The organism is Arthrobacter sp. NicSoilB4, assembly GCF_019977335.1.
GTDB lineage: Bacteria > Actinomycetota > Actinomycetes > Actinomycetales > Micrococcaceae > Arthrobacter.
Map to the genome: position 1 here is coordinate 279,836 of NZ_AP024653.1, position 24,141 is coordinate 303,976.

Here is a 24,141-nt window from a genome sequence, read left to right on the forward strand (position 1 = left end):
ACGCTGCCGTGTTGTCCACACTCACATCAGATCACGAGGCAACGACATTTTTTATCGAACCGGTGGGGCCGCAGAACCCGGCAGAGGTTGACGTCTGGAGAGGATTTAAGTGCGGGCCAGAGCCTCAACCACGGGCAGTGCACTTGGTTAGGCCGCGAGGTCGCGGCGCCTCCAGCCGGCATAGCCCAATGCCGCAAGAGCCGCCGCCGCGACGATGAGGGCGGCCAGGACCGGCACGCCCCCGGAGTCCACCGGGAGTAATGGGGAATGCCGGAACGGGGAGAGGTCCATAAGCCATTCGGGGGCTTTCCAGAGCACCCCGAATTCGCCCAGGGCGACCAGCGCCAGCAGCAGACCCCAGACCGCCCCGGCCAGCCGGGGCGCCCAGCCAAACACCGCCAGCGCGGCGCTGGTCACCACCCACGCGGCCGGGATCTGGGCCAGTGCGGCGACAGTGCTGCGGCCCACCAGCGCGGGATCGTCGACGGCGAAGGCGGCGCCTGCGCCGATCGACACCCCCGCCAGCAGGAGCAGCGCAGCGACCCCGGCCAGGGCAAAGGCGAAGTGGCTGCTCGCCCAACGGACGCGTGTTGTGGCCGTGCCCAGGAGGGCTTCGGTGTGGCCCGCTGACTCCTCGCTGCGCAGGTGGTTGGCCGCAGACACCCCGAACGCGGCCGCCAGCGCTCCCATGATGCTGATCTCCGCCGCCAGGAAGGCGTCCGTCAGTGCCTCCCGGCCGCCCAGCAGCCTGATCAGGTCCTGGGCGTTCGGTGAATTCAGCAGTTCTCCCACATTGCTGACCAGGGATCCGATCACGACGCCGAACAGGAGGAACGCCACGGCCCAGGCCAGCAGGACGCGGTACTGCAGCCGCACCGCCAGGTCCCAGACGCCGGAGAGCGAACCGGCGGACGGACCCGGGCGCTCCGCGCGGAGGCCTGCGCCGAGGTCGCGCCTGGCGCGGAGCGCAAAAGCGGCCGGGATAAGCACAAGGCACAGCGCCACGGGGAGCGCGAGCACCCACCAGCGGTCCCCGGCGAAGGCCCGGATCTGCTGGTTCCAGCCGATGGGCGACAGCCACGAAAACACCGAGGGCCCGGGCTCGGCCAGGTCCCCGACGGCGCGCAGCGCATAGGTGACGGCGACGAAACCGATGCTGAGCCCGGTGGCGGCCCGGGCGCTGGCGGTCAGCTGGGCAGCCAGGCCCGCCACGGCACTGAACGCCATTCCCGTCGCTGTCCAGCCCAGACCGAACGCCAGGGAGCCGGCCGCCGGTAACCCGCCGGCTGCCAGCGCGGCCGCCGAGAGCAACCCGAGCACCACGTTGGCACCGAAGCTGATGGTGAGTGCGGACGCCAGCGGGGCGTCGCGGCCCAGCCGTCCGCCGCCGAGCAGCTCCAGGCGTCCGCTCTCCTCGTCGCCGCGGGTGTGCCGGATGGCGAGGATCACCATGAGGACGGCCAGGATGGCGGTCATGAACGCGGTGTACTTGATCAGAGACAGAGCGCCGATGGAGGTGGGATCGTAAATCCGTCCAAACAGGGCCACCATCGAGGCGGTCGCATTCAGGGCCGTGGAGGCCTCGACGCGGCTCGCCATGTCAGGGTACAGCTCGGCCCCGGCCAGCGCCGTCGAGTAGGCGATCAGGGCAAAGCCGATGATCCAGATGGGAAGCAGCCAGCGGTCCCGGCGCAGTCCGAGCCGGATCAGGACGCCCGTTCCGGCCAAGGTCTCAGACATCGCCGGACCGCCGGGGGACTGAGGCGACGCCGGGCCCCGCGCCGGGGCCCGCACCGGCGTCGACGCTGTTCGCGGAGCCGTAGTGGCGAAGGAACAGGTCCTCCAGTGTCGGCGGCTGGCTGGTCAGCGCGTGCAGGCCCGCCGAGGTCAGTGCTTGCAGGAACGGCCCCAGACCGGCAGGCTCAACCTGGGCGCTGACCCGGTGGTTCGTCACGACCACGTCGTGGACGCCGGCCAGGAGGTCCAGCCCCGGCGGCACCGCGGCGACGTCGGCCGTGACCGCCGTGCGGGTCAGATGCCGCAACTGCTCCAGCGGCCCGGTCTCCACGACCCTCCCGGCGCGGATAATGCTGACCCGGTCGGAGAGCGCCTCGGCCTCGCTGAGGATATGGCTGCTCAGCACCACGGTGCGCCCCTCTGCGCGCAGTTCGCGGACACAGCCGCGGAACGCGTCCTCCATCAGCGGGTCCAGCCCGCTGGTCGGCTCGTCCAGCAGGAACAGTTCGGCGTCGGTGGCGAGGGCGGCGACGAGGGCCACTTTCTGCCGGTTTCCTTTGGAGTACGTGCGGGCCTTCTTGCTCGGATCCAGCTCAAACAGGTCCAGGAACCGTTCCCGGCGGGCGCGGTCCTGGCCACCCTGCAGCCGCCCCAGCAGGTCGATCACCTCGCCTCCTGTCAGGTTGGGCCACAGGGCCACGTCCCCCGGGACGTAGGCCAGCCTGCGGTGCAGCGTTGCCACATCGCGCCAGGGGTCCAGTCCCAGCACCCGGATCGAACCGGCGTCGGAACGCAAGAGGCCCAGCAGGAGCCGCAAGGTGGTGGACTTGCCGGATCCGTTCGGACCCAGGAAGCCGTGCACCTCGCCGGCGGCCACTTCGAAATCCAGTCCGTCCAGGGCCGTCACGGCCCCGAAGCGCTTCACGACACCGGTCATTTCCACGACACTGCTCATACCCAACAAGCTACGCCGGATTAGAGCGCCGGGCCCCTGCGGAAAGTCCCGTTTTGGGGAAGGCGGCCGCGGTTCGCGGGGGGTCCCCGGCTGTGATTGAGTTGTTCCATGCCATCTCGCTGGTCCGGCCGGGACACCCAGACGCTTTCCGCCGTGGCGATGAGTGCCCTGCTGCTGGCCAGCGCCGGGAAACACTTCGATGACCCCGGTTTCTTTAGCCCCGTGGTGCCGGACTTCCTCTGCCGCGACGACTCCGGCGAGCATCCCAACGGCCCGGCCGCCGTGTTGTCCCGGGAGGAATGGGTGGCGCTCAGCGGCCTGCTGGAGGCGGCCGCCGCCGTCGGACTCCTGCTCCCAATGACCCGGCGCGCGTCCGCAGGCTGCGTCACGGCGATGTTCACCCTCTTCCTAGCCGGGCACGTGCACGCGCTGCGCAAGGCCTACGGCCCGGACGGTACCGCCGCTCAGCGGCGGATACACTCCCTGCGGCTGCCGCTGCAGGTTCCGCTCATTGCCTTGGCCTGGAGCCTGACGAACCCTGCGCCGCGGAAACCGGTCCGGCCGTGAAACTCCTGCAGTCACCGGCGGTGAAGGTCGGCCTGTCCATCAGCATCGCCACCGGGCTCTATGGAGTGTCCTTCGGCGCCCTGTCCGTCACCTCCGGACTCGACTTCTGGCAGACCATGGCCCTGAGCCTGCTGCTGTTCAGCGGCGGCTCGCAGTTCGCCTTCATCGGGGTGGTGGCCGGGGGAGGCTCCGGCATCGCAGCCATGGGAGCGGCCACTCTGCTGGGCATGCGCAACGGCATCTACGGCATGCAGATCAACGCCCTGCTGCAGCCGCGCGGCTGGCTGCGGTTCGCTGCCGCCCACGTCACCATAGACGAATCCACCGCCACCAGCACCGGACAGACGGACCCCCTCGAGCAGAAGCGCGGCTTCTGGACGGCCGGCCTGGGCATCTTCGTCCTCTGGAACCTGTTCACCGCCGTGGGGGCGCTGGCCGGAGGGGCCCTCGGGGACCCCAAGCAGTGGGGCCTCGACGGCGCCGCCGTGGCGGCGTTCCTGGGACTGCTTTGGCCCCGGCTAAAGGGACGCGAACCCGTGGCGATCGCCGTCGTCTGCGCCCTGGCCACCGTCCTGGCCGTACCGTTCGTGCCCGCGGGAGTGCCCATCCTGGTGGCGGCCGTGGTCGCAGCGGCGATCGGCTGGTTCAGCCATGGCCGCAGTGACGAAGGCCTGGAACCGGACGTGGACCCCTACGCCGAACACCCGCACCCGCGTCCATCGGGGGACGCGGCATGACCCTGTGGATGTGGCTGCTGCTGTCCTGCCTGTTGGCGTATGCCTGGAAACTCCTGGGCTATCTGGTCCCTGCCAGTGTGCTCCGCGACCCGCGTATGTCGAGGATCGCCGGGACCATGACTATTGGCCTGCTGGCGTCCCTGACGATTGTGAACACCGTGGCCTCCGGCCAGACTCTGGCGCTGGACGCACGCCTGGGAGCGCTGGCCGCTGCCGGCATCGCCCTTTGCTTCCGGGCGCCCTTTCTCGTGGTTGTCATCGCCGGGGCCGGCGCTGCTGCCGGACTCCGGCTGCTGGGCTGGGGCTAGCCGGTCCGCAACGGTCTTTAGTCCCTACTTGCCGCCGGGGCCCCGTGAAAGCATTCGGTTATGAGCGACAAAGACGATCCGGACGCTGCTGAGCCCGGCAAGGGCCAGCATCCGAAACCGCACGAGCCGTTCGTTCCGCCCGGAGCCGAGTCCACCAGGGAACTGCGCGATGTGTCGCGCCGGCGCCGGGAAGCCGAGGAGAAACTGCAGCACCACCTGCAGGAGGCCAAAGAAAAGCCCGCGGAGGACTAATGCCCCAAACGCGGCTTGCGGAGCGTCTGCAGGATCTGTTGCTCGAAAATGACGTGCTGGAGGACTTCCTCTGCCAACTCTCCGTACTGGCCGCCGGGTTCGCCGCGGCCGAAACCGGCAAGGCGGTGCTGTGCTCGGTACGGGTTGCCCGGCGGCGCCGGCCAGTGGTCCTGGTCGCCGGCAACCCCGAGGCCTTGCTGCTGGAGGGGTTGCAGGACGGCCTCGCCGAGGGCCCGGTACTGGAGGCCCGGAGGACCCGGCAGGCAGTTCTGGTGCCGGACACCACGATGGATCCGAGATGGCGGCGCTACCAGCGGGCAGTTGCCCAGCGCGGGTACCGCAGCGTTCTCGCCGTGCCGCTGCTGGAGGACCGGGACACGGTGGCCACGCTGACCTTCTTTTCGACGTCGCCGGATGCGTTCGACGACGGCGCCGTGGCAGCCTGCGAGTCGCTCGCAGTCCGCGCCGCCAAGGTCGTGGGGCTGGCCGTCCGCTTCGAATCCGTCCAGGGCGTGAACCGCGACCTGTTGCAGGCCATGCGGTCGCGGACCGTGATCAACCTGGCCACCGGCATCCTTATGGCGCAGAGCCGGTGCTCGCAGTCGGAAGCGTTCGAGCTGCTGGCCCAGGTCTCCAACACCAGGAACGTCAAGCTCCGGATCGTGGCCGAGGAGATCCTCCGGAGGTTCGAGGGCGCTCCGGCCGAGACGGCCTTTAGCGCCTGAGCTCCTACCGCAGCGCCCCGAGGCCGGCGAGCCGGAGGATGAGCTGCAGCCCGTCGGGTGTTCCCGGCCAGTGCCGACGCACGGCCTCCTCGCCCGCCCGTGCGATCACCGAACGCAGCACGAGGGCCACAATAACGACGTCGTCGGCGTAGCCAATCACCGGCAGGAAGTCCGGCACAAGATCAATCGGCGAGAGCAGGTACAGCAGGAGGAGGGCGAGCCGGATCCGCACACCGGCGCCCAGCGACTTGTCAGCGAGCAGCCGCCGCAGCAGCCGCAGAAGGTCCGGCAGCAGCCGCAGCGCGTCCTTCATCGCGACCGTTTCCGGATGCCGGCGCGCATAGCCCCACAGGAGGAGCAGCAGCACGGCGTAAACGAGCAGCACGCCTCCGACGGCGCCCGCCACGGTTTCCCATGTCACAGGGATTAGCCGAGGACAAAGTCGAACGCGGTGCCCGGCAGCGGCGACTGGGGCGGCAGCGGCCGGTCCGGGCGCTCCGTGCGGATGGCGTCCTCGACGAGGGCGACGGGGCGGCGCCAGGCGTCCGAACCCGCCTCCATGGTGTCCACGACGCCGATCAGCATGGCCAGCAGGCGGATCAGGTCCGTCATCGAAATGTCGCTGCGCAGGGTTCCCTGGCCCTGTCCGCGGCCCAAGAGCACGGCCACGGATTCGATCAGGTCGCCCGTGATGCCGGTGAGCAGCCCGCGCCGGCCGGCGACGGCCCCCAGGAGGTTGGCTTCCTCGCTGGCCACGCCCATCAGAGCGTCGATCACCCGGAAGAGACCATCGGCGGCGTCCGGGCCGGCGAGGGCCTCTTCGATGACGGGATCCACCAACAGCCCGAGCTGCCGGTGCAGCGCCGCGAGGACCAGTTCTTCCTTGTCGGCGAAGTTCCTGAACAGGGTGGCCGGGCCGACCCCGGCGGTCACGGCGATCGTCTGCAGCGGGACTTCCGGGCCGTGCTCGCGGAAGCACTGGCGGGCCGCGGTGATGATCTTGTCCACGTTCCGCGCGGCATCGGCGCGGAGCGGCCTGCGGTCTGCTACCCGGTTCATTTGCTCAGGTTAGCAACGCGGAGCCCTAGCCGGGAGGTTACTACCGGGTAGTCATTTATATGACGGGACCGGCTGCGGATCGGGGCTCCGTCCGCGCCATCAGGCAACCGGGCCACATGCAAGACTGGTGCCATGTTGCTTGCATTTTCCGTCGCACCCTCAGGCCGTCCCGCACGCACGGCCGATAGCTCACCCGCCGGTTCCGCCGCCGTCCCCGCGGATGAGGCGTCAGTCCACGATGCCGTCGCAGAAGCCGTCCGGATCGTCCGGGAGTCCGGCCTGCCCAACCACACCGACTCGATGTTCACCACGATCGAAGGCGAGTGGGACGAGGTGTTCGACGTCGTGAAGCGCGCCACCGAGGCTGTGGGCCGGTACGGTAGCCGGGTTTCCCTCGTCATCAAGGCGGACATCCGGCCCGGCTACACGGGTGAACTCACCGGAAAACTGGACCGGCTGGAACAGGCCCTCGGCGACTAGCCAGGCAGCCGGGCCCGGGCGCGGTCCGGGATTCCGGGCGGCCCGGAACCTACCGCCGGGACGGACCAGCTGGAAGACTAAGGGGCATGTTCGAGCACCAGCCCACTGACCGCTGGATCGCCGTCGAGGATTTCCTCTCCGCGGCTGTGGTCCGCCCTGACAGTTCCCTGAAGCGCGCCGTAGCCACCGCCCTCGAGGCGGGCATGCCGCCCATCGAAGTCGCCCCGAACGCCGGCAAACTGCTGAAACTGCTCGTCCAGCTCTCCGGCGCCCGCCGCGTGCTGGAGATCGGAACGCTGGCCGGGTTCAGCACCATCTGGATGGCCCAGGGGCTGCCCGACGGCGGGCGGCTGCTCACGTGCGAATACCTCCCCAAGCACGCCGACGTCGCCCGCGCCAACGTGGACGCCGCCGGACTGGGCCACCTAGTGGAGATCCGGGTCGGGGCCGCACTGGACACGCTGCAGGCGCTCGCCGACGAAGGGGCTGAGCCCTTCGATTTCGTCTTCATCGACGCGGACAAGGAAAACAACCCGCACTACCTCGACTGGGCCATCCGCCTTGGCCGGCCCGGCACTGCCATCGTGATGGACAACGTGGTCTGGGAAGGCGCCGTGCTGGAGCCCTCCCTGGACCCGGTCAACGCCCCGGGCATCATCGGTGCCCTGAAAATGCTGGGCGAGGACCCAAGGCTGGACGGCACCGTCATCCAGACTGTGGGCTCCAAAGGCTGGGATGGCTTCGCCCTGGCGAGGGTGCTGTAGCGGCGGTGGGCGTCCCGCCGGGCCGTGGTCTGCCCGGAATTGTGAAAGTGCTAAGTGTGCTTAGATTTACTGGGCGGACTGTGATTACTGAGCAGTAGCCCGGCTGGCTGGCGTTGAAGCCGCCAGTACCAGAAGCACTTCAAAGGAGAACAGGCCCGAATGAACAGGACTCCCGGTTCCCAGCGGCCCCGTGCCGTAAGGATCAGTTCTGCGCCGGAGGACCTGGCCGGGCTCAGCCCCTTGCTGGACGACGCCCGGGCCGCCGTCGGCGACGTCCCGGCGCTGCTGGAGCTGGCCAAAGCCGCCGCAGAAGCCGCCCCGAACCCCGGCGAGGGCCGGACTGCCTTCCTGTGGGAGATCCTGGCCTCCGTCACGGCCGTCGACGTCGCCGCCGGCCGGGCCATCGAACCGCACCTGGACGCCTCGGCCATCCTCGCCCAGGCCGCCGGCCACGCGGCGGTGGAAGGCTGGGACTGCCCGGACTTTGACGGTGTCCACTTCGACGGGGCCTGGGGTGTTTTCGCCGCCGAAGCCGCGGGCCTGCGGCTCGAGGCCAAACCGGCGGACGGCTGTTTCCTGCTGCAGGGTTCCAAACCCTGGTGCTCCCTCGCCTCCCAACTGGACCACGCCGTCGTGACCGCCCACCTGGACGACGGCGGCCGGGCCGCCTTCGCCGTCGACCTCCATGCCCCCGGCGTGACTTTCGCGGACCCGGAATGGACCAGCCGGGGACTCCGGGAAATCCCCAGCGGCACCGTGCACTTCGACGCCGTCCCGGCCGTGCCCCTGGGTGACGCCGGCTGGTACTACCGCCGGCCCGGCTTCGCCTGGGGCGGTATGGGCGTGGCCGCGTGCTGGCTGGGCGGCGCCGTCGCGGTGGCCCGGGGCTTCAAGGAATCCCTGCTTACGGCGGCCGACGGCGGTCGCGAACCGGACCAGCTCGCGCTCGCCCACCTCGGCGAGATCGACCGCACCCTCACCGCCCTGGCCGGGTACCTCGCCCGGACCGCCGCAGCAATCGACGCCGGGGGACTCTCGGGCGCCGGCGCCTGGAGCGAGGCCTTGCGCGTCCGCGGCAGTGTGGCCACCGCCGTCGAACGCATCCAGACGCTGGTCAGCCAGAACCTTGGCCCCGGCCCGCTCGCCTTCGACCCGGTCTACGGAAAGCGCATGGCCGACCTTGCCCTGTACATCCGCCAGCACCACGGCATGCGCGACGACGCCCAGCTCGGTGCCCTCACACTCAAGGGCGACCACCCATGGTGAGCTTCACGCACCACGACCCCGGAACCGGAGAGGACGCCTGGGCTGCCAGCGGACTGGCCGCGCTCCCGGAGCTGCCGCTCGACGCCGGGGAGCTCGCCGGCCAGGCGTTCATCGTCCTGGCCGCGCACCCGGACGACGAATCCCTCGGCGCCGGCGGGCTGATGGCCAGGCTGCGGCGGCTCGGCGCCCGGGTGATGGTCCTGCTGTGCACGGCGGGGGAGGCCTCCCATCCGGATTCGCCCACCACGACTTCGGAACAGCTCGCCGCCGTCCGGCTCCAGGAGTTCGGCGGCGCGCTCACACACTTGCTGCCGGATCCGGACTGGCGCTTCCTCGCCCTGCCGGACGGCAACCTCGCCGCACACCGGGCGGAAGTGCTGGACGCCCTGCGGCATGCCATTGCCGACGTGACGGCCGGGGCAGGACTGCCGGCGGACCGGATCACGCTGGTGGCACCCTACCGGCACGACGGCCACACGGACCACGACACCCTCGGCTCCGCCGCGGCCGAAGCTGCCGGCGCGGGCGGGCACGGACTGCTGGAATACCCCATCTGGTACTGGCTCTGGGCGGACGCCACCGACCCCACCTGGCACACCTGGCTGCGCCTGCCGCTGGACCCCGCCGAACGGCTGGCCAAGGCGGCGGCCATGGCCGCCCACGCCTCGCAGGTCCGCGCCCTGTCCGGGCAGCCGGGCGACGAGGTGCTGCTCCCGCCGGCATTCCTGGAGCATTTTGAGCGGCCGTTTGAGACGTTTGCGTGGCAGCGTCCGACGGCCGACGGCGGCTCTTACGCCGCGGCGGACGCGGAAGGCGTTTTTGACGCCGTCCACAGCGGAACCGACGACCCGTGGGAGTACACCACCAGCTGGTACGAACACCGCAAACGCACCCTCACCCTCGCGGCCCTGCCCGGCCTGAACTACACGGCAGGACTCGAGATCGGCTGCTCGATCGGGACACTCAGCGTGGAACTCGCGCAACGCTGCGCCAGCTTCCTGGCCGTCGACGCGAGCAGCGCAGCGCTGGCCCACGCCGCCCGGTGCCTCGAACACCTGCCCGCAGCCCGGACCCGCCACCTCACGGTCCCGCAGGACTGGCCCGACGGCCGCTTCGACCTGATCGTGGTCTCCGAGGTGGGCTACTACCTCGCGCCCGGCGAGCTGGCTCAGCTGTTCGAACGGGTCGAGGCCGCACTCCTGCCCGGCGGCACCCTGGCACTGTGCCACTGGCGCCACCCCATCTCCGGCTGGGAGCTCGACGGCGACTCCGTCCATGCCGCCGCACGCCGCCAGCTCGGCTGGGCCGACGCGGGGTTGTACCGGGAACGCGACTTCATCCTGGAGGTCTTGATCGCGCCCGGCCCCGGAGAGGATCAGCGGCCGGCAGCCGCCGTCGTGCCGGGCACGGACAGTTAGATGGCCGCCCTCGCCCTGCCGCTGCCCCGCGGACACAGCATCGACCGGATCTGCGTGGTGATGCCCGCGCACAACGAGGAGCAGCACCTCGGCCGCGCTTTGCTGGCCGTGAAGCGTGCCGCCGACTCCCTTCAGCGGCTCCGGCCCGACGTGGAGGTCCGGGTGACCGTGGTGCTGGACAGCTGCACCGACGGCTCCGCCGGCATCGCCGCCAAGTTCGTTGCCGCGGACCGACGCTTCAGCGCCCTCGAAGTCGGCTTCCGCAACGCCGGGGCAAGCCGTGCGGCCGGCATCCGGGCCGCCGGCATCGGTGCAGCCCGGCGCAGGCCGCCCGGCAAGCGGTGGACACCGCCGCCGTGGGCCGGACGGACCTGGCTGGCCAACACAGACGCTGACTCGCAGGTTCCGGACACCTGGCTGGTCCGCCAGCTGGAATTCGCCGAGGCCGGAGCCGACGCCGTGTTGGGCTCCGTGGAACCGGACCCCGATGGAATGGACCCGGAACTGCGGCGGCGCTGGCTGGAGCGCCATGCGTTCGAGGAGGACCACCCGCACATTTACGGAGCCAATTTCGGGGTCAGGGCCTCTGCCTATCTGGCCGCCGGCGGCTTCCCGAAGCTCGCCTCGCACGAGGACCGGACGCTGGTGCAAAGCCTCCGGAACCGGGCCTTCACAGTGACGGCCACCGACAGCATGCGCGTGCTGACCTCGGGGAGGGTACACGCCAGGGCGCCGCACGGCTTCGGCGCCTACCTCCGGTCGCTGGGACGGCACACCGAATAGGCTGGCTGTCATGGCTCGAGTCCTAATCACCGGCATGTCAGGGGCAGGAAAAACAACGGTGCTGCAAGAGTTGTCCCGGCGCGGTTACCGAACGGTCGACACCGACTACGACGGCTGGGTGCTTCCTGACGACACGTGGGATGAACCCCGCATGTCGGCACTTCTCGCGTCCGAATTGTCCGTGATTGTCTCGGGCACCGTCGAGAATCAAAGACGTTTCTACGACCGTTTCTCTGCCGTTGTTCTGCTGAGCGCACCTGTGGATGTCCTGATTGATCGAGTCTCGGCTCGTGCGGACAATCCCTATGGCAATTCAGAGGATGACCAGACCGCGATCCGCCAGTATGTTCTCGACGTCGAACCACTGCTCCGAAAAGGTGCAACGCATGAACTCGATGGGCGTCGACCGGTCACGGACCTTGCGGATGAGGTTGCACATCTCGTCTCCGGGCAGCCGATCTGAGCTGATGCCCCGGTAGCCTCTGCCGGTCCCGCCCGGTTCCGTCGTGCCAGAACGGCTCCCGGCCGCGAAAAGGGGACCTTTGAGTTGGAGGCAGTGAAGCCCGGCCCGCGCCTCGTTCTTCAGCCATGCGCGCCCTTGGCCCGTACGATCGTGGAATGAGTCGAGTCGTTTTCATGTGCGGCCCTGCCGGCGCAGGTAAATCCACCATCGCCCGGCAGCTGGAGGCTGCCGGAATGACCCGGCTCTCTGTCGAAAGAACCGCGTGGCAGATGGGACTGCGCGCCATGCCCCTCGGGGTGGAAAATCAACGCGAGATTGATGCAGCTCTCCGGGGTCGCCTGGTCGCCCTCGTCGAGTCAGGTGAAGACGTGGTTCTCGACTTCTCGTTCTGGTCGCTGGCCATGCGTGAGGACTACCGCCGTCTGCTCAGGCCCCTGGGAGTGGAGCCGGAGACCATCTATTTGGCCACGCCTCGAGACGAGGTGCTGGCCCGCATTCGTGCCCGGGGGGCAAACCACCCTGACGACTTCAGCTTGAGCGAGGAACTGGCGGCCGAGTACTTCGACCACTTCGAGGTTCCGACAGCGGACGAAAGACCATTGCGGGTCATAGCCGACTCGTAAACGGTTCGCTTCGTGATCGAACGGCGGGCAAGGCATTCTGGCCGCAACTAGTCATGCAGAGGCAAGCCATTAGTCGCTCGCCTCTCAGGATCCTAGGCGAACCAAGGCTATGACGTCTTGGGCCGCGCGCGCACGTGCATCCGCTCGCCCTGCTGCCCGAACAGGCTGATGAACTCGACGGGTCTGCCGTCAGCGCTGGCGAACCAGTGCGGTGTGCGGGTGTCGAATTCCGCGGCTTCGCCAGGGCGGAGTTCAAAGTCCTTGTCGCCCAGCACCAGGCGGAGCCGTCCGTTGAGGATGTAAAGCCACTCGTACCCCTCGTGAACCCGCGGGTCGGGCTCTGCCCCGCGGGCGTCGCCGTCGAGCACCATCTTGAAGGCCTGCAGTCCGCCGGGGCGGCGCGTGAGCGGAACAGCCGTCATGCCGGCGTGGGTGATGGGCTGCAAGTGGATTCTCGGGTCCCCGGTGGGCGGGGCGCCCACCAGATCATCGAGGGGGACACCGTACAGCCTCGCGAGGGGCAGCAGGAGCTCAAGGTTTGGCCTGCGCTGGCCGGATTCGAGGCGGGACAGGGTGCTCACCGACACGCCGGATGCGGAGGACACATCGCCGAGGGTGAGGTTCCGTTCCGTGCGGAGGGCCCGAAGCCGGGGGCCGACCGCCCCGAGCACATCGTCAAGTTCATCTGCCATGCCCCCACTTTGCCATAACGGCAATCATGTTTGTCAAAATTCGTTCATGCGGGGAAAGCTGGTGTAACCGCCCAAAGGCGCTGGCGGCGAACACTCAGGACGCGACGAAGGACAAACCACATGGACCCCACACGGTATGACGTTGTAATAGTCGGCGGCGGCGCTGCGGGACTCAGCGCGGCCACGACGCTGGGCCGGGCGCTGCGCTCTGTGCTGGTCATCGATTCCGGAACTCCACGCAACGCACCCGCGGCGGGTGTGCACGGGTACCTTTCAAGGGACGGAATGAACCCCCGGGAACTCCTGTCCATCGGACGCAGCGAAGTGCGCTCCTACGGAGGAACGGTCATTGACGGCGATGCCGTTTCGGCACGTCGGACCCACGATGGATTCGAGGTGGTTCTCGGAGACGCCCGCCGGTTCTCCGGCAGGCGCCTCCTCGTCACCACCGGCCTGACAGACGGGCTGCCTCCCATCGACGGGCTGCGGGAGCAATGGGGAAAGGGCGTTGTGCACTGCCCCTACTGCCATGGCTGGGAAATCCGCGGGCAACGGATCGGGGTTCTGGGCACCGGCCCGCTGTCCGTCCACCAGGCACTGCTGTTCAGGCAGTGGTCCCAGGATGTCACCCTCTTCCTCAACGACAGTGTGGAGCCCACCGACGAGGAATGGGATAAGCTCGCCGCCCGGTCCATCACGGTCGTCGACGGGGCTGTGGCTTCCGTCGACGCGGTCGACGGCGTCCTCACGGGGCTCACGCTCCGCCAGGGCACCTCGTTCGACGTCGAGGCCTTGGCTGTCGGAACACGGATGGAGGCCAGATCCGAGCTTCTGGAATCACTCGGGCTAACGTCTCAGGTCCACCCGTCCGGGGCCGGAGACTTCATCGAGACCGACGCCATGGGTGCGACCGCCGTCCCCGGGGTGTACGCAGCGGGAAATGTCTCCAACCTCATGGCCCAAGTGATCACCGCCGCGGCCGAGGGGGTTATGGCCGGCGCAAGGATCAACGCCGACCTCATCGAAGAGGAAACCCGGTGGGCCGTTGAGGGGCACTTCGGACCCTTCTCGGCCACCGCGGAAGCAGCCGTCTCCAGCACCGTGCTGGACCACCGACGCCATGGCATCGATGATGGGCAGAACGCCGCCGGCCCGGGTCCTGCCACCACAGCAGGAAGATGACGAGCATGGATCACCAGCTCCACCAGACGCGGGACCACGACCACCGGCGGCCTGGCAGCCATGACCAGCACCGCGTCCTCGACCTCGATGCCGAAGTCTTCGGCGGGCACCTCGAAGCCGTCCTGGACCTGGCCGGGGTGCCAGCTGCGCGCAGCATCGTTGACCTTGGCGCCGGCACCGGCGCAGGCAGCCGGCTGCTGCGCGGGCGGTTCCCTGACGCCGCGGTGACGTGCGTCGACAACGACCCGCAGATGCTCGAGCTGCTGCGCGGGCAGGGCTTCGCCGCGGTCGAGTCCGACCTCGACGGCGGCTTCCCTGCACTCGCCGGGGCGCCGGCTGACCTGGTGTGGGCTTCGTCCTCGCTGCACCACGTCGCCCACCCTGCCCGGCTCCTGTCGGGGGTCCGCCGGGCACTTGCGCCGCGTGGGGTCCTGGTCGTCGTCGAGCTCGCCGCCCTGCCCCGATTCCTGAGTTATCCGCCCGATGCGCTGCTGGAGGAGCGCTGCCATGCCGCTGCGGCGGCCGAGGGGTGGAACCACCACCCGGACTGGACGCCGGTCATCGAGGCCGCCGGGTTCTGCGTCGCCCGGTCCGAGGTAGCAGCCGTCGCACCCGTGGCCGCGGCCGCGCGGGAGTACGCCCGGCAGTGGTTCGGGCGCTTCGCGCACCTGGCGGCCCTGACCGCGGACGACCGCGACGCCGTCGAGGACCTGCTGGAACGGTTCCCCGACGGCGTCGGGCTGGAACCCCGCGCCACCCGGACCGTCTGGGTGGCCACCCCAGATCAGGACCAGAAGCGGCCTGAGCACATCCCGACGCAGAACGGAACACCCAGGAGCCGGCACAACGCAGTTTCAGGGGCCAGCGGTCTGAGGCCCGTGCCCGGGGTGCGTCCAGAGAGTAGATTGTTCACATCCGCTGATCTTTCGGGGTCCGGCGGATCAACGCGACGGGCACGTGGACAAGGATCCGGATGAGCCGGCCGTACCGCATCGACACACACCAGCACATCGTTCCGCCGGGCTACGCACACTGGATGCACGACAAGGGCATCCGGTCCGGCGGCTTAAGTCTGCCGTCGTGGTCCGAACGTTCAGCGATGAAGTTCATGGACAGGCACGACGTGCAGACCGGCATCCTGTCCCTGTCCACGCCCGGAGTGTATTTCGGGGACGCAGTGGAGACGCGGCAGTGGGCGCGGGAGGTCAACGAATACAGTGCCGGGGTGGTGGCCGGGCGGCCAGAGCGGTTTGGTTTCTTCGCGACCCTTACGCTGCCGGACGTGGAAGGTGCCCTCGCGGAAGCCCGGTACGCTCTGGACACCCTGCTCGCGGACGGAATCGTGCTGCTGGCCAACAACGACGGACGCTACCTGGGCGATCCGGGCTTCGAGCCTTTGCTGGAGTTTCTGCACCACCGCCGGGCCGTAGTGTTCATCCATCCCGGCGAACTGCCCGTGCCGGCGGTACCGGGCATACCCGCTTTCGCCGCGGATTTCCTGCTCGATACCACCCGCACTGCTCTCAGCCTGATCCTGTCCGGTGCGATGGAGAAGTATTCGGGAATCAAGTTCATCCTCGCCCACGCGGGCGGCTTCGTGCCTTACATCGCCTACAGGATCCTGCTGACGATGCTTAGCAATAGGGACCTGGCTCTCAGCGCGCTGGCGGCGCTGACCGATAAGGAGCAGTCCGTCCTGCGGCGGTTTTATTACGACGTCGCGCTGTCCGCCAGCCCGTCGGCGCTGCCCAGCCTGCTCGAGGTCGCCGATCCTGGCCGCATCACATACGGCACTGACTTCCCGTTTGCCCCGTCACCGGGGATCGATTTCCTGAACGCGCAGTACGAGCGTTACCCGATGGCCACCTCCTTGCGCGCGTCGATAGACCGCGGCAATGCCGAGGCGCTGTTTCCCCGCCTCAAGCCTGCACAAGGCGCCGGCCCGGACCAAGCTACGTAGAGGGAACGAGCCTGAAGACGTAGCGGGCGGCCGGGCCACTGCCGGGGTCCATCTTGAAATCTGCTCCCTCGGTGCCCAGCTGCACGGTCGCTTCAAAGATGTCCCCGTTGCAGTCAACCTGCACAGGGGCGAGACCTTCGTCGCCCGCCCAGGTGGATACGGACAACCCGGCCTTGGGTGGTCCCTCGCACAGGAAGTGCAGGTCGTAAGTGCCAGGTTCAGCAGAGGTCCCAAAGCCGGTGGGAGCATCCGAAGCAGTGAAACCACGCAGCTCTCCCTTGAGCTCGGGCTGCAGCTTCTGCGAAGCCCACTCGGACAAATCTTCCAGCGCTGACATCTGCGGGTCAGTATTGGGCCCGAGAGTAAGACCGGCTGCGGCCGGCCTCCCCGATGCCGGGACCGCACTGATGGTGATGGGACCGCCGGTATGCCTGAGGAATCGCTCCAGTGTGGCGTCGCACTTGAATTCCGTAGCCTCCGGAAGTCCCTCGTCGCCTCTGACAAACGTCAACCTGGCGCCGTACACGCCTGCGCAGGCGCCGGTGACCGTATAGTCCCCGGGGGCAAGGACCAGGGACAGCTTTCCAGCGGGCTCTGCTTCCGACGGCATACCGGGGTCCGTTGGCGATGCATCCAGCAGCCGGGCCACTTCATCGATGTTTTCCCCGAGCGTGCGGGGCGGCGCCGTAGCTTGTTGGGAAGATTGAGCCGGCCCCTCATCCGGGCTGCCATACTCGCACCCGGCCAGCGGGACAAGAAGTGCGGTCACAACAAACAGGACTCGTCCGTGCTGAGTCCGGATCCCCCCATGATCTGACATGCCCTGAGTCTAATCTCCGGGATTTCCAGCCAACCAGGGGTACACAAGCGCGCGCCGACCATTTACGCAAGGTCGCCGCGTGACCTTTGGCCCTAACCAGCCGCAACGACCGGGAGCACTCTCGACCCATGAGCTACCTGACCGGGGCCGGTTTACGGTGCTGCGCCTGAGCGGCCCCAGGCAGCAGTGACGCCCGGGCTACCCGCCGGCGGGCCGGCCTCCGGGGCAGTCAGCGCCGCGCCGGGCCTGAGCTCGGCGGAGGCTGCCCGGAGGCTGCAGCAGTTCGGGGCAAACTCGCTGCCCGCCAGCCGGCCGGTCCCCGGCTGGCGGAGGCTGCTGGCCGAAATGACCCACTTTTTTGCCATCATGCTCTGGGGCGCCGCCGTGCTGGCCTACATGGCCGGAATGCCGCAGCTGGCCGTCGCGATCGTCATCGTGGTCCTGGTCAACGGGGTGTTCGCCTACATCCAGCAGGAGCGGGCCCAGCATGCGGCCTCCAAGCTCCGCGAACTGCTGCCGGCCATGGTCTCGGTCCGCCGGGACGGCCGGACCGTCAAAGTCCACACCACCGAACTGGTCCCGGACGATGCCGTGCTGCTGCTGGCCGGGGACCGGATTCCGGCGGACCTCCGCCTGGTTCTGGCCGCCGGGTGCTCAGTGGACGAGTCGATGCTCACCGGCGAAAGCGAAGCCGTCACCAAGGCGCCGGGGGACACCGTTTTTGGCGGGACCTTCCTGGTCAACGGCGAGGCAGAGGGCATTGTCTCGGTCACCGGCGGCGGCACCAGGCTCGCAGAGATCGCCGCCCTGACCGGCAGGGTTGAGGCGCCCCCCACGCCGCTGGCACTGGAGCTGCAACGCATTGTCCGCATCACCGCAACGATGGCCCTGGGCATCGGCGTGCTGTTCTTTGTGCTCTCGCTGCTGGTCGGGATTTCCTGGCGCGACGCGTTCCTCTTCGCGATCGGGGTCGCAGTGGCGCTGGTGCCCGAAGGCCTGCTGCCCACAGTGACGCTGTCCCTGGCCGTCGGGGCGCAGCGGATGGCCCAGCGCAACGCGCTGGTCCGGAACCTGGAGGCCGTGGAGACCCTCGGCTCCACCACCTTCATCTGCACCGACAAGACCGGCACACTGACGCAGAACCGGATGAACGCCGTCGAGGTCTGGACCCCGGCCGGCCTGGTCAGCGTCATCGGCGCGGGCTACGGGCCGGAGGCTGAGGTCACGGGTCCGGGAGCCGCCGAGGCGCGGCATCTCAGCACCGCAGCGGTGGCCGCCTCGAAAGGGCGCGCGGTGCTCCACGGCGGTCAATGGATCGCCGAGGGCGACCCGATGGAGGCCGCCATCGATGCGCTCGCGGCAAGGCTGGCGGGCGCGGGGCAAACACCGGGGCAGGAGCCCGGCGAGCCGGAGCCGTCCCAGCGCTTTGCCTTCGACCCGCGCCGACTGCGGGAATCCGCAATCGTCGGCACCACCCTGTACGTCAAGGGGGCGCCGGAGTCGGTGATCCCGCTGTGCACCCACGGCAGCGGGGACGGCGCGGAGGACGACGGCGGGGCGGCGGGCGCCGCGCGGGCGCGGGCCCAAGTCGACCAGATGGCCTCGCACGGGCTCCGGGTCCTCGCCGTCGCGCAGCGCACCCTGCCCGCGCCGCCCGGGCCCGGCGTCCAGCTCGAAGAGATCGAGAGCGGCCTGATGCTGCTGGGGCTGATTGGCCTCCACGACCCGCCCCGGGCAGAGGTCCGGCTGGCGCTCGAGGCCGCCCGCGGGGCCGGCATCAAGGTGGCCATGGTCACCGGCGACCACGCGTTCACGGCGGCTGCCATCGCCCGGGAGACCGGGCTGCTCGGTTCACCCGAGCTGGTGCTGGAGGGACACAACCTGCCCGAGGACGACGCCGTCCTGGCGGCGCTGCTGGACCGCGACGGCGTCGTGGTCAGCCGCGTCACCCCGGAACAGAAACTCCGGGTGGCCCGGCTGCTCCAGCACCGCGGCCACGTAGTGGCGATGACCGGCGACGGCGTCAACGACGGACCGGCCCTCCAGCAGGCGGACATCGGCGTGGCCATGGGGCTCAGCGGCACGGACGTGGCCCGGGAGGCGGCAGACCTTGTGCTGCTCGACGACGACTTCGCCACCATCATCGCCGCGGTGGAGCAGGGCCGCGCCACGTACGCGAACATCCGGCGCTTCCTGACCTACCACCTGACGGACAACGTCGCCGAACTCACCCCCTTCGTGATCTGGGCGCTGTCCGGCGGGCGGTTCCCGCTGGCGCTCAGCGTGCTGCAGATCCTGGCGCTCGACATCGGCACTGACCTGCTCCCGGCGCTGGCCCTGGGCAGCGAGGCCCCGAGCAAGGGAACGCTGAAGCGGCCGCCGGAACGGAGGCACCTGATGGACAAGGCGCTGATGTTCCGGGTGTTCGGGCTGTTGGGCCCGGTGGAGGCACTCTTCGAGATGACGGCGTACACGGCCGTGCTGCTCGGCGCCGGCTGGACGCCCGGGGCCGAGTTGCCGCCGTCGGACGTGCTGATGGCAGCCTCCGGCGCCGCGTTCACCACCGTGGTCCTGGCCCAGCTGGCGAATGCCTTCGCCTGCCGCAGCGCCTCCGTGCCGCCGTGGCGGCTCGGCTGGTTCAGCAACCGTCTGCTGGTCTGGGCGGTGCTGGCCGAACTGGGGCTGCTTGCGGTGTTCCTGTTCCTCGGGCCGGTGGCCACCTTGCTGGGCCACGCCCCGCCGTCGCCCGGCGGGCTGGTCGTGGCGCTCGCCGCCATTCCCGGGGTGCTGGTCGCGGACTGGCTGTACAAGATCGTGAGGCACCGCCGGGCCGGGCAGGCCACGCCGGCCACAAAGGACCAAAGACTCTGACCGCGGACAGCCCGCCGCCACAGGATGGGTGCATGGCTGACTCCCCGGTGCTCTGGTTCGAAGAGATCGGTTTGCGTGATGTCCCGCAGGTGGGCGGCAAGAACGCTTCCCTCGGCGAACTCATCCAGTCCCTGAAAGCCAAGGGTGTGCGGGTGCCGGACGGCTTCGCCACCACCGCGGACGCCTACCGCCGGTTCCTCGAGGCCAACGGGATCGAGCACGAGATGCGCTCGCGGATCCGGTCCTACCGCTCGGGTGAAATGACGCTGCGCGCCACCGGGGAAGCCATCCGGGAGCTGTTCCTGGACAGTGAGTTCCCGGCGGACATCGCAGGGTCCATCCGGTCCCACTACCGGGAACTGGGGGAGCGGGCCGGCCAGGACCGCCTCTCGGTCGCGGTCCGCAGCAGCGCCACCGCCGAGGACCTGCCCGACGCGAGCTTCGCCGGCCAGCAGGAAACTTTCCTGAACATCGCCGGGGAACGGGAGCTCCTGGACGCCTGCCGCCGCTGTTACGCCTCGCTGTTTACCGACCGGGCCATCAGCTATCGAGAGGTCAAGGGCTTTGACCACCTGGACGTCGCGCTCTCGATCGGGGTGCAGCGGATGGTGCGTTCCGACGTCGGCGCCTCCGGGGTGATGTTCTCCATCGACACCGATTCCGGCTTCCCCCGCGTGGCCGTGGTCAGCGCCGCCTGGGGACTGGGCGAAACCGTTGTCCAGGGCACCATCAATCCGGACAAATACCTCGTGTTCAAACCGCTGCTGGCCGAGCCGGGACTCACTCCGATCATCGAGAAGACCCTGGGCTCCAAGGACCGGAAGATGGTCTACAGCCGGGGCGGCCACGCACGGACCAAGATGGTGGACACCTCGGAAGCGGAACGCCGCGCGTTTGTGCTGGACGACGCCGAGATCCTCGCGCTGGCGCGGTGGGCCGTGAGCGTCGAGGAGCACTACGCCCGCCCGATGGACATGGAGTGGGCCCGGGACGGCGTGACCGGGGAACTGTTTATGGTCCAGGCCCGGCCGGAGACGGTCCAGTCGCAGAAATCCGGCTCCCGGTTCACCCTCCACCACCTGCTGGAACACGGCACCGTGCTGGCGCGCGGCTCCGCGATCGGCGACTCCATCGCGCAGGGCACGGCCTGTGTGATCAGGAGCGCGGCGGACATCGAAAACTTCCGCGACGGCGCCATCCTGGTCACCGAAATGACCGACCCGGACTGGGTTCCGATCATGAAGCGGGCGGCCGGCATCGTGACCGACCGCGGCGGACCCACAAGCCACGCGGCGATCGTGAGCCGCGAACTTGGGGTCCCCGCCGTTGTAGGCACCGGCAACGCCACCGCCGTCCTGGCCGAAGACCGGGCCGTGACCATCTCCTGCGCCGAGGGCGATGAGGGCCGCGTGTACCGGGGCCTGCTGGCCTACGAGACCGAGGAGGTGGACCTCGGCGAACTGCCGGAGACACGCACCAAGGTCATGGTGAACATCGCCAGCCCCGCGGCCGCCTTCCAGTGGTGGCGGCTGCCCGCCGACGGCGTCGGACTCGCCCGGATGGAATTCATCATCAGCAGCCTGATCCGGGTCCACCCGATGGCGCTGGTCCACCCCGAACGGGTCACCGACCCGCAGGACGCCGAACAGCTCCGTGCCCTCACCAGCGGCTACGCCGACCCGAAGGAATACTTCGTGGACGCCCTCGCCCTTGGCATCGGCAAAATCGCCGCCCCGTACCATCCGCGGCCCGTGATCGTCCGGCTCAGCGACTTCAAGACCAACGAGTACGCGCACCTGATCGGCGGCTCCGCCTTCGAGGAGCCGGAGGAGAACCCGATGCTCGGCTTCCGCGGCGCCTCGCGCTACTACGACGAGCGGTACCGCGCGGGCTTCGCCCTCGAATGCCTTGCCCTCAAACGGGTCCGGGAGAAACTCGGCTTCGGCAACGTCATCGTGATGATCCCGTTCTGCCGGACCCCGCAGGAAGCGGAAAAAGTGCTGGCCGTCATGGCGGAGAACGGCCTGGTCCGGGGCAGGAACGGCCTGCAGGTCTACATGATGTGCGAGATCCCTTCGAACGTGGTCCTTGCCGGGAAGTTCGCCACCCGCTTCGACGGCTTCTCGATCGGCTCCAATGACCTCACCCAGCTGGTCCTGGGCGTGGACCGGGACTCGGCGCAGCTGGCCGCCCTCTTCGACGAGCGGGACGAGGCCGTGATGGCGATGATCAGCCAGGCGATCCGCGAGGCCCACGCCGCCGGAATCAAGATCGGCATCTGCGGCCAGGGCCCCAGCAACCACCCGGAGTTCGCGGCGTTCCTGGTCGGCGAGGGCATCGACTCGATCTCGCTGAACCCGGACAGCTACCTCAGGACTGTCCCGCGGATCGCGGAAGCCGAGAAGCAGCCACCGCCCCGGTAGTGCCGCCGGCAGCCTTCTGCCCCTTGGCCCCGGTGTCCTGCCCCCTGGTTCCGGCACGTGTCCTGCCGGCGCTGAGGGCCCGCAGCGCATTGAGGATCGTGGCCAGGTCCACCAGTTCCTGGGACAGGGCCCCGGCGATGGCCGGGACGTAGCCGGCCGCCGCCGCGACCATCAGCGCGACGCTCAGTGCGATGCCGATCCAGATGCTCTGCAGCGCCACCTTCACGGTGCGCTGGCCAATCCGCACGGCGGACGCCACCTTGGACAGGTCATCGAGGATGATCACGACGTCGGCGGACTCGCCCGCCGCCGTCGAGCCGCGGGCGCCCATCGCGATTCCGACGTCGGCGACCGCCAGGACCGGGGCGTCGTTGACGCCGTCGCCGACCATCAGGACGGGGCGCAGGGGCAGGGACCGGACTGCTTCGACCTTGTCCGGCGGCAGGCACTCGGCCCGGACATCGGTCAGTCCCGCCTCGTCCGCGATGTGCTCGGCGGTGGCGAGCGCATCGCCGGTCAGCATGACCGTCCGGGTGACGCCCATCGACTGCAGTTCGGTCAGCGTGCGCCGGGCTTCCCGCCGGATCGGGTCGCTCATCACCAGGGCGCCGGCGAATTCCCCGCCCACGCCCACGTAGATGGCGAGTTCGCCGCTGGCCAGTTCCGTCTCGACGACGCCGGAGGCCGATTCGGCGACAAAATTGGGCTTGCCGACCACCACGTCGCGGCCGTCAAAGCGCGCCCGGACGCCGTGCGTGGCGAATTCCGTGGCCTCCGTCGCAGTTTCGAAGACCAGGCCCCGGTTCCCCGCCGCGTCCATCACCGAGGCGGCGAGCACATGGGAGGAATACTGTTCGGCGGAGGCCGCCAGGCCCAGGACCTCATCTTCGGTCAGGGACCCGGACGTCCGCACACCGACCAGGGCGGGCCTGCCGTAGGTCAGGGTGCCCGTCTTATCGAAGGCGGCCGTCTTGATGCGGCTCAGTTGCTCCAGCACCCCGGCGTATTTGACGATGATGCCGGAATGCGCGGCGCGGCTCATCCCGCCGAGGAACGCCACGGGCGCGGCGATCAGCAGCGGGCAGGGAGTGGCGACCACCAGCACTTCGGCGAACCGGGCGGGGTCCCCGCTGATGATCCAGCCGACGGCGCCGAGGGCGTAGGCGAGGGCCGTGAACGGTACGGCATACCGGTCAGCCAGCCGCACCATGGGTGCCTTGCTCTCCGATGCTTCCTTGACCAGGGCCACGATGCGGCTGTACTGGGAATCCTCCATCAGGGCCGACACCTGCATCCGGACCGCGGCCTCGCCGTTGAGGGAACCGCTCATCAGGGCGTCGCCGGCGACCCGCTCCACGGGCAGGCTTTCGCCGGTGAGTGAGGATTCGTCGAACGTGCCGGATTCCGAGAGCAGGATGCCGTCCAGCGGCACAACTTCACCCGGCCTGACCAGCAGGATGTCACCGACCTGGACGTCGGTGGCGGCGATATCCTCGTGCTGGCCGCCTGCGTGGGTGCCGCCGTCGTCGGTGCCGGCCGCGTCAAGTCCGGGGGCGGAGTTTCCGTTGCGTTCCCGGTGGGCCGTCTGCGGGACGCGCTCCAGCAGGGAGGTCAGTTCCTTCTTGGCCCGGCCGGCGGCGTAGTCCTCGAGGGCTGTCCCGCCGGCCATCATCAGGACAATGATCATGGAGGCGATGTACTCGCCCACCAGGACCGTGCTGACGATCGCAGTGACCGCCAGGATGTCGATGCCCCACTGGCCGCCCATCAGCCGGCGGACCATGCCGACGGCCAGGTAGACCGCCACGGCCAGGGCATAGACGCTGGCCGCGACCTGGGCGACCAGCGGCTGCCCGGACAGCAACAGTACAAGCACCGCGAGCAGGGCAGCTATCGTGCCCGCAACCAGCGGATACCGGAGCAAGAGTTTCACGGATATCCTGCCTTAGCATTCGCGCTATCTACATGCCTCTTCCACTAGTTGCATCCTACTGCGGACCCCTCCCGTGGAAGGCCGTGCGGGTGCACGTTACGCGGCGCCGGCACCCCGGCCACC

The 24,141-nt window shown here is 69.1% G+C and carries 24 protein-coding genes; 17 read left to right on the forward strand and 7 right to left on the reverse strand.

The window, feature by feature from the left end:
- Positions 1–147: 147 nt before the first annotated feature.
- Together LDO13_RS01345 and LDO13_RS01350 are read right to left on the reverse strand one after the other, a co-directional pair.
- Positions 148–1,740: an ABC transporter permease gene (locus LDO13_RS01345; RefSeq protein ID WP_224048300.1), complete on the reverse strand. Its 1,593-nt coding sequence runs from the start codon at positions 1,738–1,740 to the stop codon at positions 148–150.
- Positions 1,733–2,692 carry an ABC transporter ATP-binding protein gene (locus tag LDO13_RS01350; RefSeq protein ID WP_224048301.1) on the reverse strand — a complete coding sequence of 320 codons (960 nt, stop codon included), beginning with the start codon at positions 2,690–2,692 and terminating at the stop codon, positions 1,733–1,735. Before LDO13_RS01350 ends, LDO13_RS01345 begins: the two co-directional genes overlap by 8 nt.
- A 108-nt stretch (positions 2,693–2,800) precedes the next feature.
- On the opposite strand from LDO13_RS01350, the gene LDO13_RS01355 reads away from it, so the two are divergent.
- The 5 genes from LDO13_RS01355 to LDO13_RS01375 are packed head-to-tail and all read left to right on the forward strand — an operon-like array spanning position 2,801 to position 5,281.
- Entirely contained in the window at positions 2,801–3,259 is a 459-nt protein-coding gene (locus tag LDO13_RS01355) for a hypothetical protein (RefSeq protein ID WP_224048302.1), read from the forward strand.
- Positions 3,256–3,996: an AzlC family ABC transporter permease gene (locus tag LDO13_RS01360; protein ID WP_224048303.1), complete on the forward strand. Its 741-nt coding sequence runs from the start codon at positions 3,256–3,258 to the stop codon at positions 3,994–3,996. The genes LDO13_RS01355 and LDO13_RS01360 overlap by 4 nt, the downstream gene beginning before the upstream one ends.
- On the forward strand, positions 3,993–4,304 hold the full coding sequence (locus LDO13_RS01365; protein WP_224048304.1) for an AzlD domain-containing protein: 312 nt from the start codon (positions 3,993–3,995) through the stop codon (positions 4,302–4,304). Before LDO13_RS01360 ends, LDO13_RS01365 begins: the two co-directional genes overlap by 4 nt.
- 60 nt (positions 4,305–4,364) lie before the next feature.
- Positions 4,365–4,556: a hypothetical protein gene (locus tag LDO13_RS01370; protein WP_224048305.1), complete on the forward strand. Its 192-nt coding sequence runs from the start codon at positions 4,365–4,367 to the stop codon at positions 4,554–4,556.
- Positions 4,556–5,281, forward strand: a complete 726-nt coding sequence (locus LDO13_RS01375; RefSeq protein ID WP_224048306.1) for a GAF and ANTAR domain-containing protein — start codon at positions 4,556–4,558, stop codon at positions 5,279–5,281. The genes LDO13_RS01370 and LDO13_RS01375 overlap by 1 nt, the downstream gene beginning before the upstream one ends.
- A gap of 4 nt (positions 5,282–5,285) precedes the next feature.
- Here the strand turns inward: LDO13_RS01375 and LDO13_RS01380 are convergent, their stop codons facing one another.
- Both LDO13_RS01380 and LDO13_RS01385 read right to left on the reverse strand, forming a co-directional pair.
- Complete coding sequence (locus LDO13_RS01380; RefSeq protein WP_224048307.1) at positions 5,286–5,702, reverse strand: YkvA family protein; 417 nt, start codon at positions 5,700–5,702, stop codon at positions 5,286–5,288.
- Positions 5,703–5,707: 5 nt separating this feature from the next.
- The gene (locus LDO13_RS01385) at positions 5,708–6,340 is read right to left on the reverse strand and encodes a TetR/AcrR family transcriptional regulator (protein WP_224048308.1); all 633 of its coding nucleotides are present in this window, start codon (positions 6,338–6,340) and stop codon (positions 5,708–5,710) included.
- A gap of 132 nt (positions 6,341–6,472) precedes the next feature.
- Here LDO13_RS01385 and LDO13_RS01390 point away from each other — a divergent pair, with 132 nt between their 5' ends.
- The 7 genes from LDO13_RS01390 (at position 6,473) to LDO13_RS01420 (ending at position 12,137) form a co-directional block, all read left to right on the forward strand.
- Positions 6,473–6,820, forward strand: a complete 348-nt coding sequence (locus LDO13_RS01390; protein ID WP_224048309.1) for a thiamine-binding protein — start codon at positions 6,473–6,475, stop codon at positions 6,818–6,820.
- 86 nt (positions 6,821–6,906) lie between these two features.
- A complete protein-coding gene (locus tag LDO13_RS01395; RefSeq protein ID WP_224048310.1) occupies positions 6,907–7,584 on the forward strand; it encodes an O-methyltransferase in 678 nt (225 codons plus the stop codon).
- A 159-nt stretch (positions 7,585–7,743) separates the two neighbouring features.
- Entirely contained in the window at positions 7,744–8,850 is a 1,107-nt protein-coding gene (locus LDO13_RS01400; protein WP_224048311.1) for an acyl-CoA dehydrogenase family protein, read from the forward strand.
- A complete protein-coding gene (locus LDO13_RS01405) occupies positions 8,844–10,268 on the forward strand; it encodes a bifunctional PIG-L family deacetylase/class I SAM-dependent methyltransferase (RefSeq protein WP_224048312.1) in 1,425 nt (474 codons plus the stop codon). Before LDO13_RS01400 ends, LDO13_RS01405 begins: the two co-directional genes overlap by 7 nt.
- On the forward strand, positions 10,269–11,051 hold the full coding sequence (locus tag LDO13_RS01410; RefSeq protein ID WP_224048313.1) for a glycosyltransferase: 783 nt from the start codon (positions 10,269–10,271) through the stop codon (positions 11,049–11,051).
- A 10-nt stretch (positions 11,052–11,061) separates the two neighbouring features.
- Positions 11,062–11,514 (forward strand): AAA family ATPase, encoded by a 453-nt coding sequence (locus LDO13_RS01415; RefSeq protein ID WP_224048314.1) that lies wholly within the window; start codon positions 11,062–11,064, stop codon positions 11,512–11,514.
- Positions 11,515–11,669: 155 nt separating this feature from the next.
- Entirely contained in the window at positions 11,670–12,137 is a 468-nt protein-coding gene (locus LDO13_RS01420; protein WP_224048315.1) for an ATP-binding protein, read from the forward strand.
- Between the two features lie 107 nt (positions 12,138–12,244).
- Here LDO13_RS01420 and LDO13_RS01425 read toward each other — a convergent pair whose 3' ends face one another.
- Entirely contained in the window at positions 12,245–12,829 is a 585-nt protein-coding gene (locus LDO13_RS01425) for an XRE family transcriptional regulator (RefSeq protein WP_224048316.1), read from the reverse strand.
- A gap of 120 nt (positions 12,830–12,949) precedes the next feature.
- Here LDO13_RS01425 and LDO13_RS01430 point away from each other — a divergent pair, with 120 nt between their 5' ends.
- From LDO13_RS01430 to LDO13_RS01440, 3 genes are read left to right on the forward strand one after another with little or no spacing between them, the layout of a single operon-like run.
- A complete protein-coding gene (locus LDO13_RS01430; RefSeq protein ID WP_224048317.1) occupies positions 12,950–14,011 on the forward strand; it encodes an NAD(P)/FAD-dependent oxidoreductase in 1,062 nt (353 codons plus the stop codon).
- Between the two features lie 5 nt (positions 14,012–14,016).
- Positions 14,017–14,988: a methyltransferase gene (locus LDO13_RS01435; RefSeq protein WP_224048318.1), complete on the forward strand. Its 972-nt coding sequence runs from the start codon at positions 14,017–14,019 to the stop codon at positions 14,986–14,988.
- On the forward strand, positions 14,985–15,971 hold the full coding sequence (locus LDO13_RS01440; protein ID WP_224048319.1) for an amidohydrolase family protein: 987 nt from the start codon (positions 14,985–14,987) through the stop codon (positions 15,969–15,971). The genes LDO13_RS01435 and LDO13_RS01440 overlap by 4 nt, the downstream gene beginning before the upstream one ends.
- Here LDO13_RS01440 and LDO13_RS01445 read toward each other — a convergent pair.
- Positions 15,964–16,308, reverse strand: coding sequence for a hypothetical protein (locus tag LDO13_RS01445; RefSeq protein ID WP_224048320.1), 345 nt, complete (start codon positions 16,306–16,308; stop codon positions 15,964–15,966). The two genes, LDO13_RS01440 and LDO13_RS01445, sit on opposite strands and share 8 nt — an antisense overlap.
- Before the next feature lie 669 nt (positions 16,309–16,977).
- On the opposite strand from LDO13_RS01445, the gene LDO13_RS01450 reads away from it, so the two are divergent.
- The gene (locus LDO13_RS01450; RefSeq protein ID WP_224048321.1) at positions 16,978–19,662 is read left to right on the forward strand and encodes a cation-transporting P-type ATPase; all 2,685 of its coding nucleotides are present in this window, start codon (positions 16,978–16,980) and stop codon (positions 19,660–19,662) included.
- 32 nt (positions 19,663–19,694) lie between these two features.
- Positions 19,695–22,085 carry a phosphoenolpyruvate synthase gene (ppsA, locus tag LDO13_RS01455; protein ID WP_224048322.1) on the forward strand — a complete coding sequence of 797 codons (2,391 nt, stop codon included), beginning with the start codon at positions 19,695–19,697 and terminating at the stop codon, positions 22,083–22,085.
- Here the strand turns inward: ppsA and LDO13_RS01460 are convergent.
- Positions 22,033–24,018, reverse strand: a complete 1,986-nt coding sequence (locus tag LDO13_RS01460) for a heavy metal translocating P-type ATPase (RefSeq protein WP_224048323.1) — start codon at positions 24,016–24,018, stop codon at positions 22,033–22,035. The genes ppsA and LDO13_RS01460 overlap by 53 nt on opposite strands.
- Positions 24,019–24,141 lie beyond the last annotated feature (123 nt).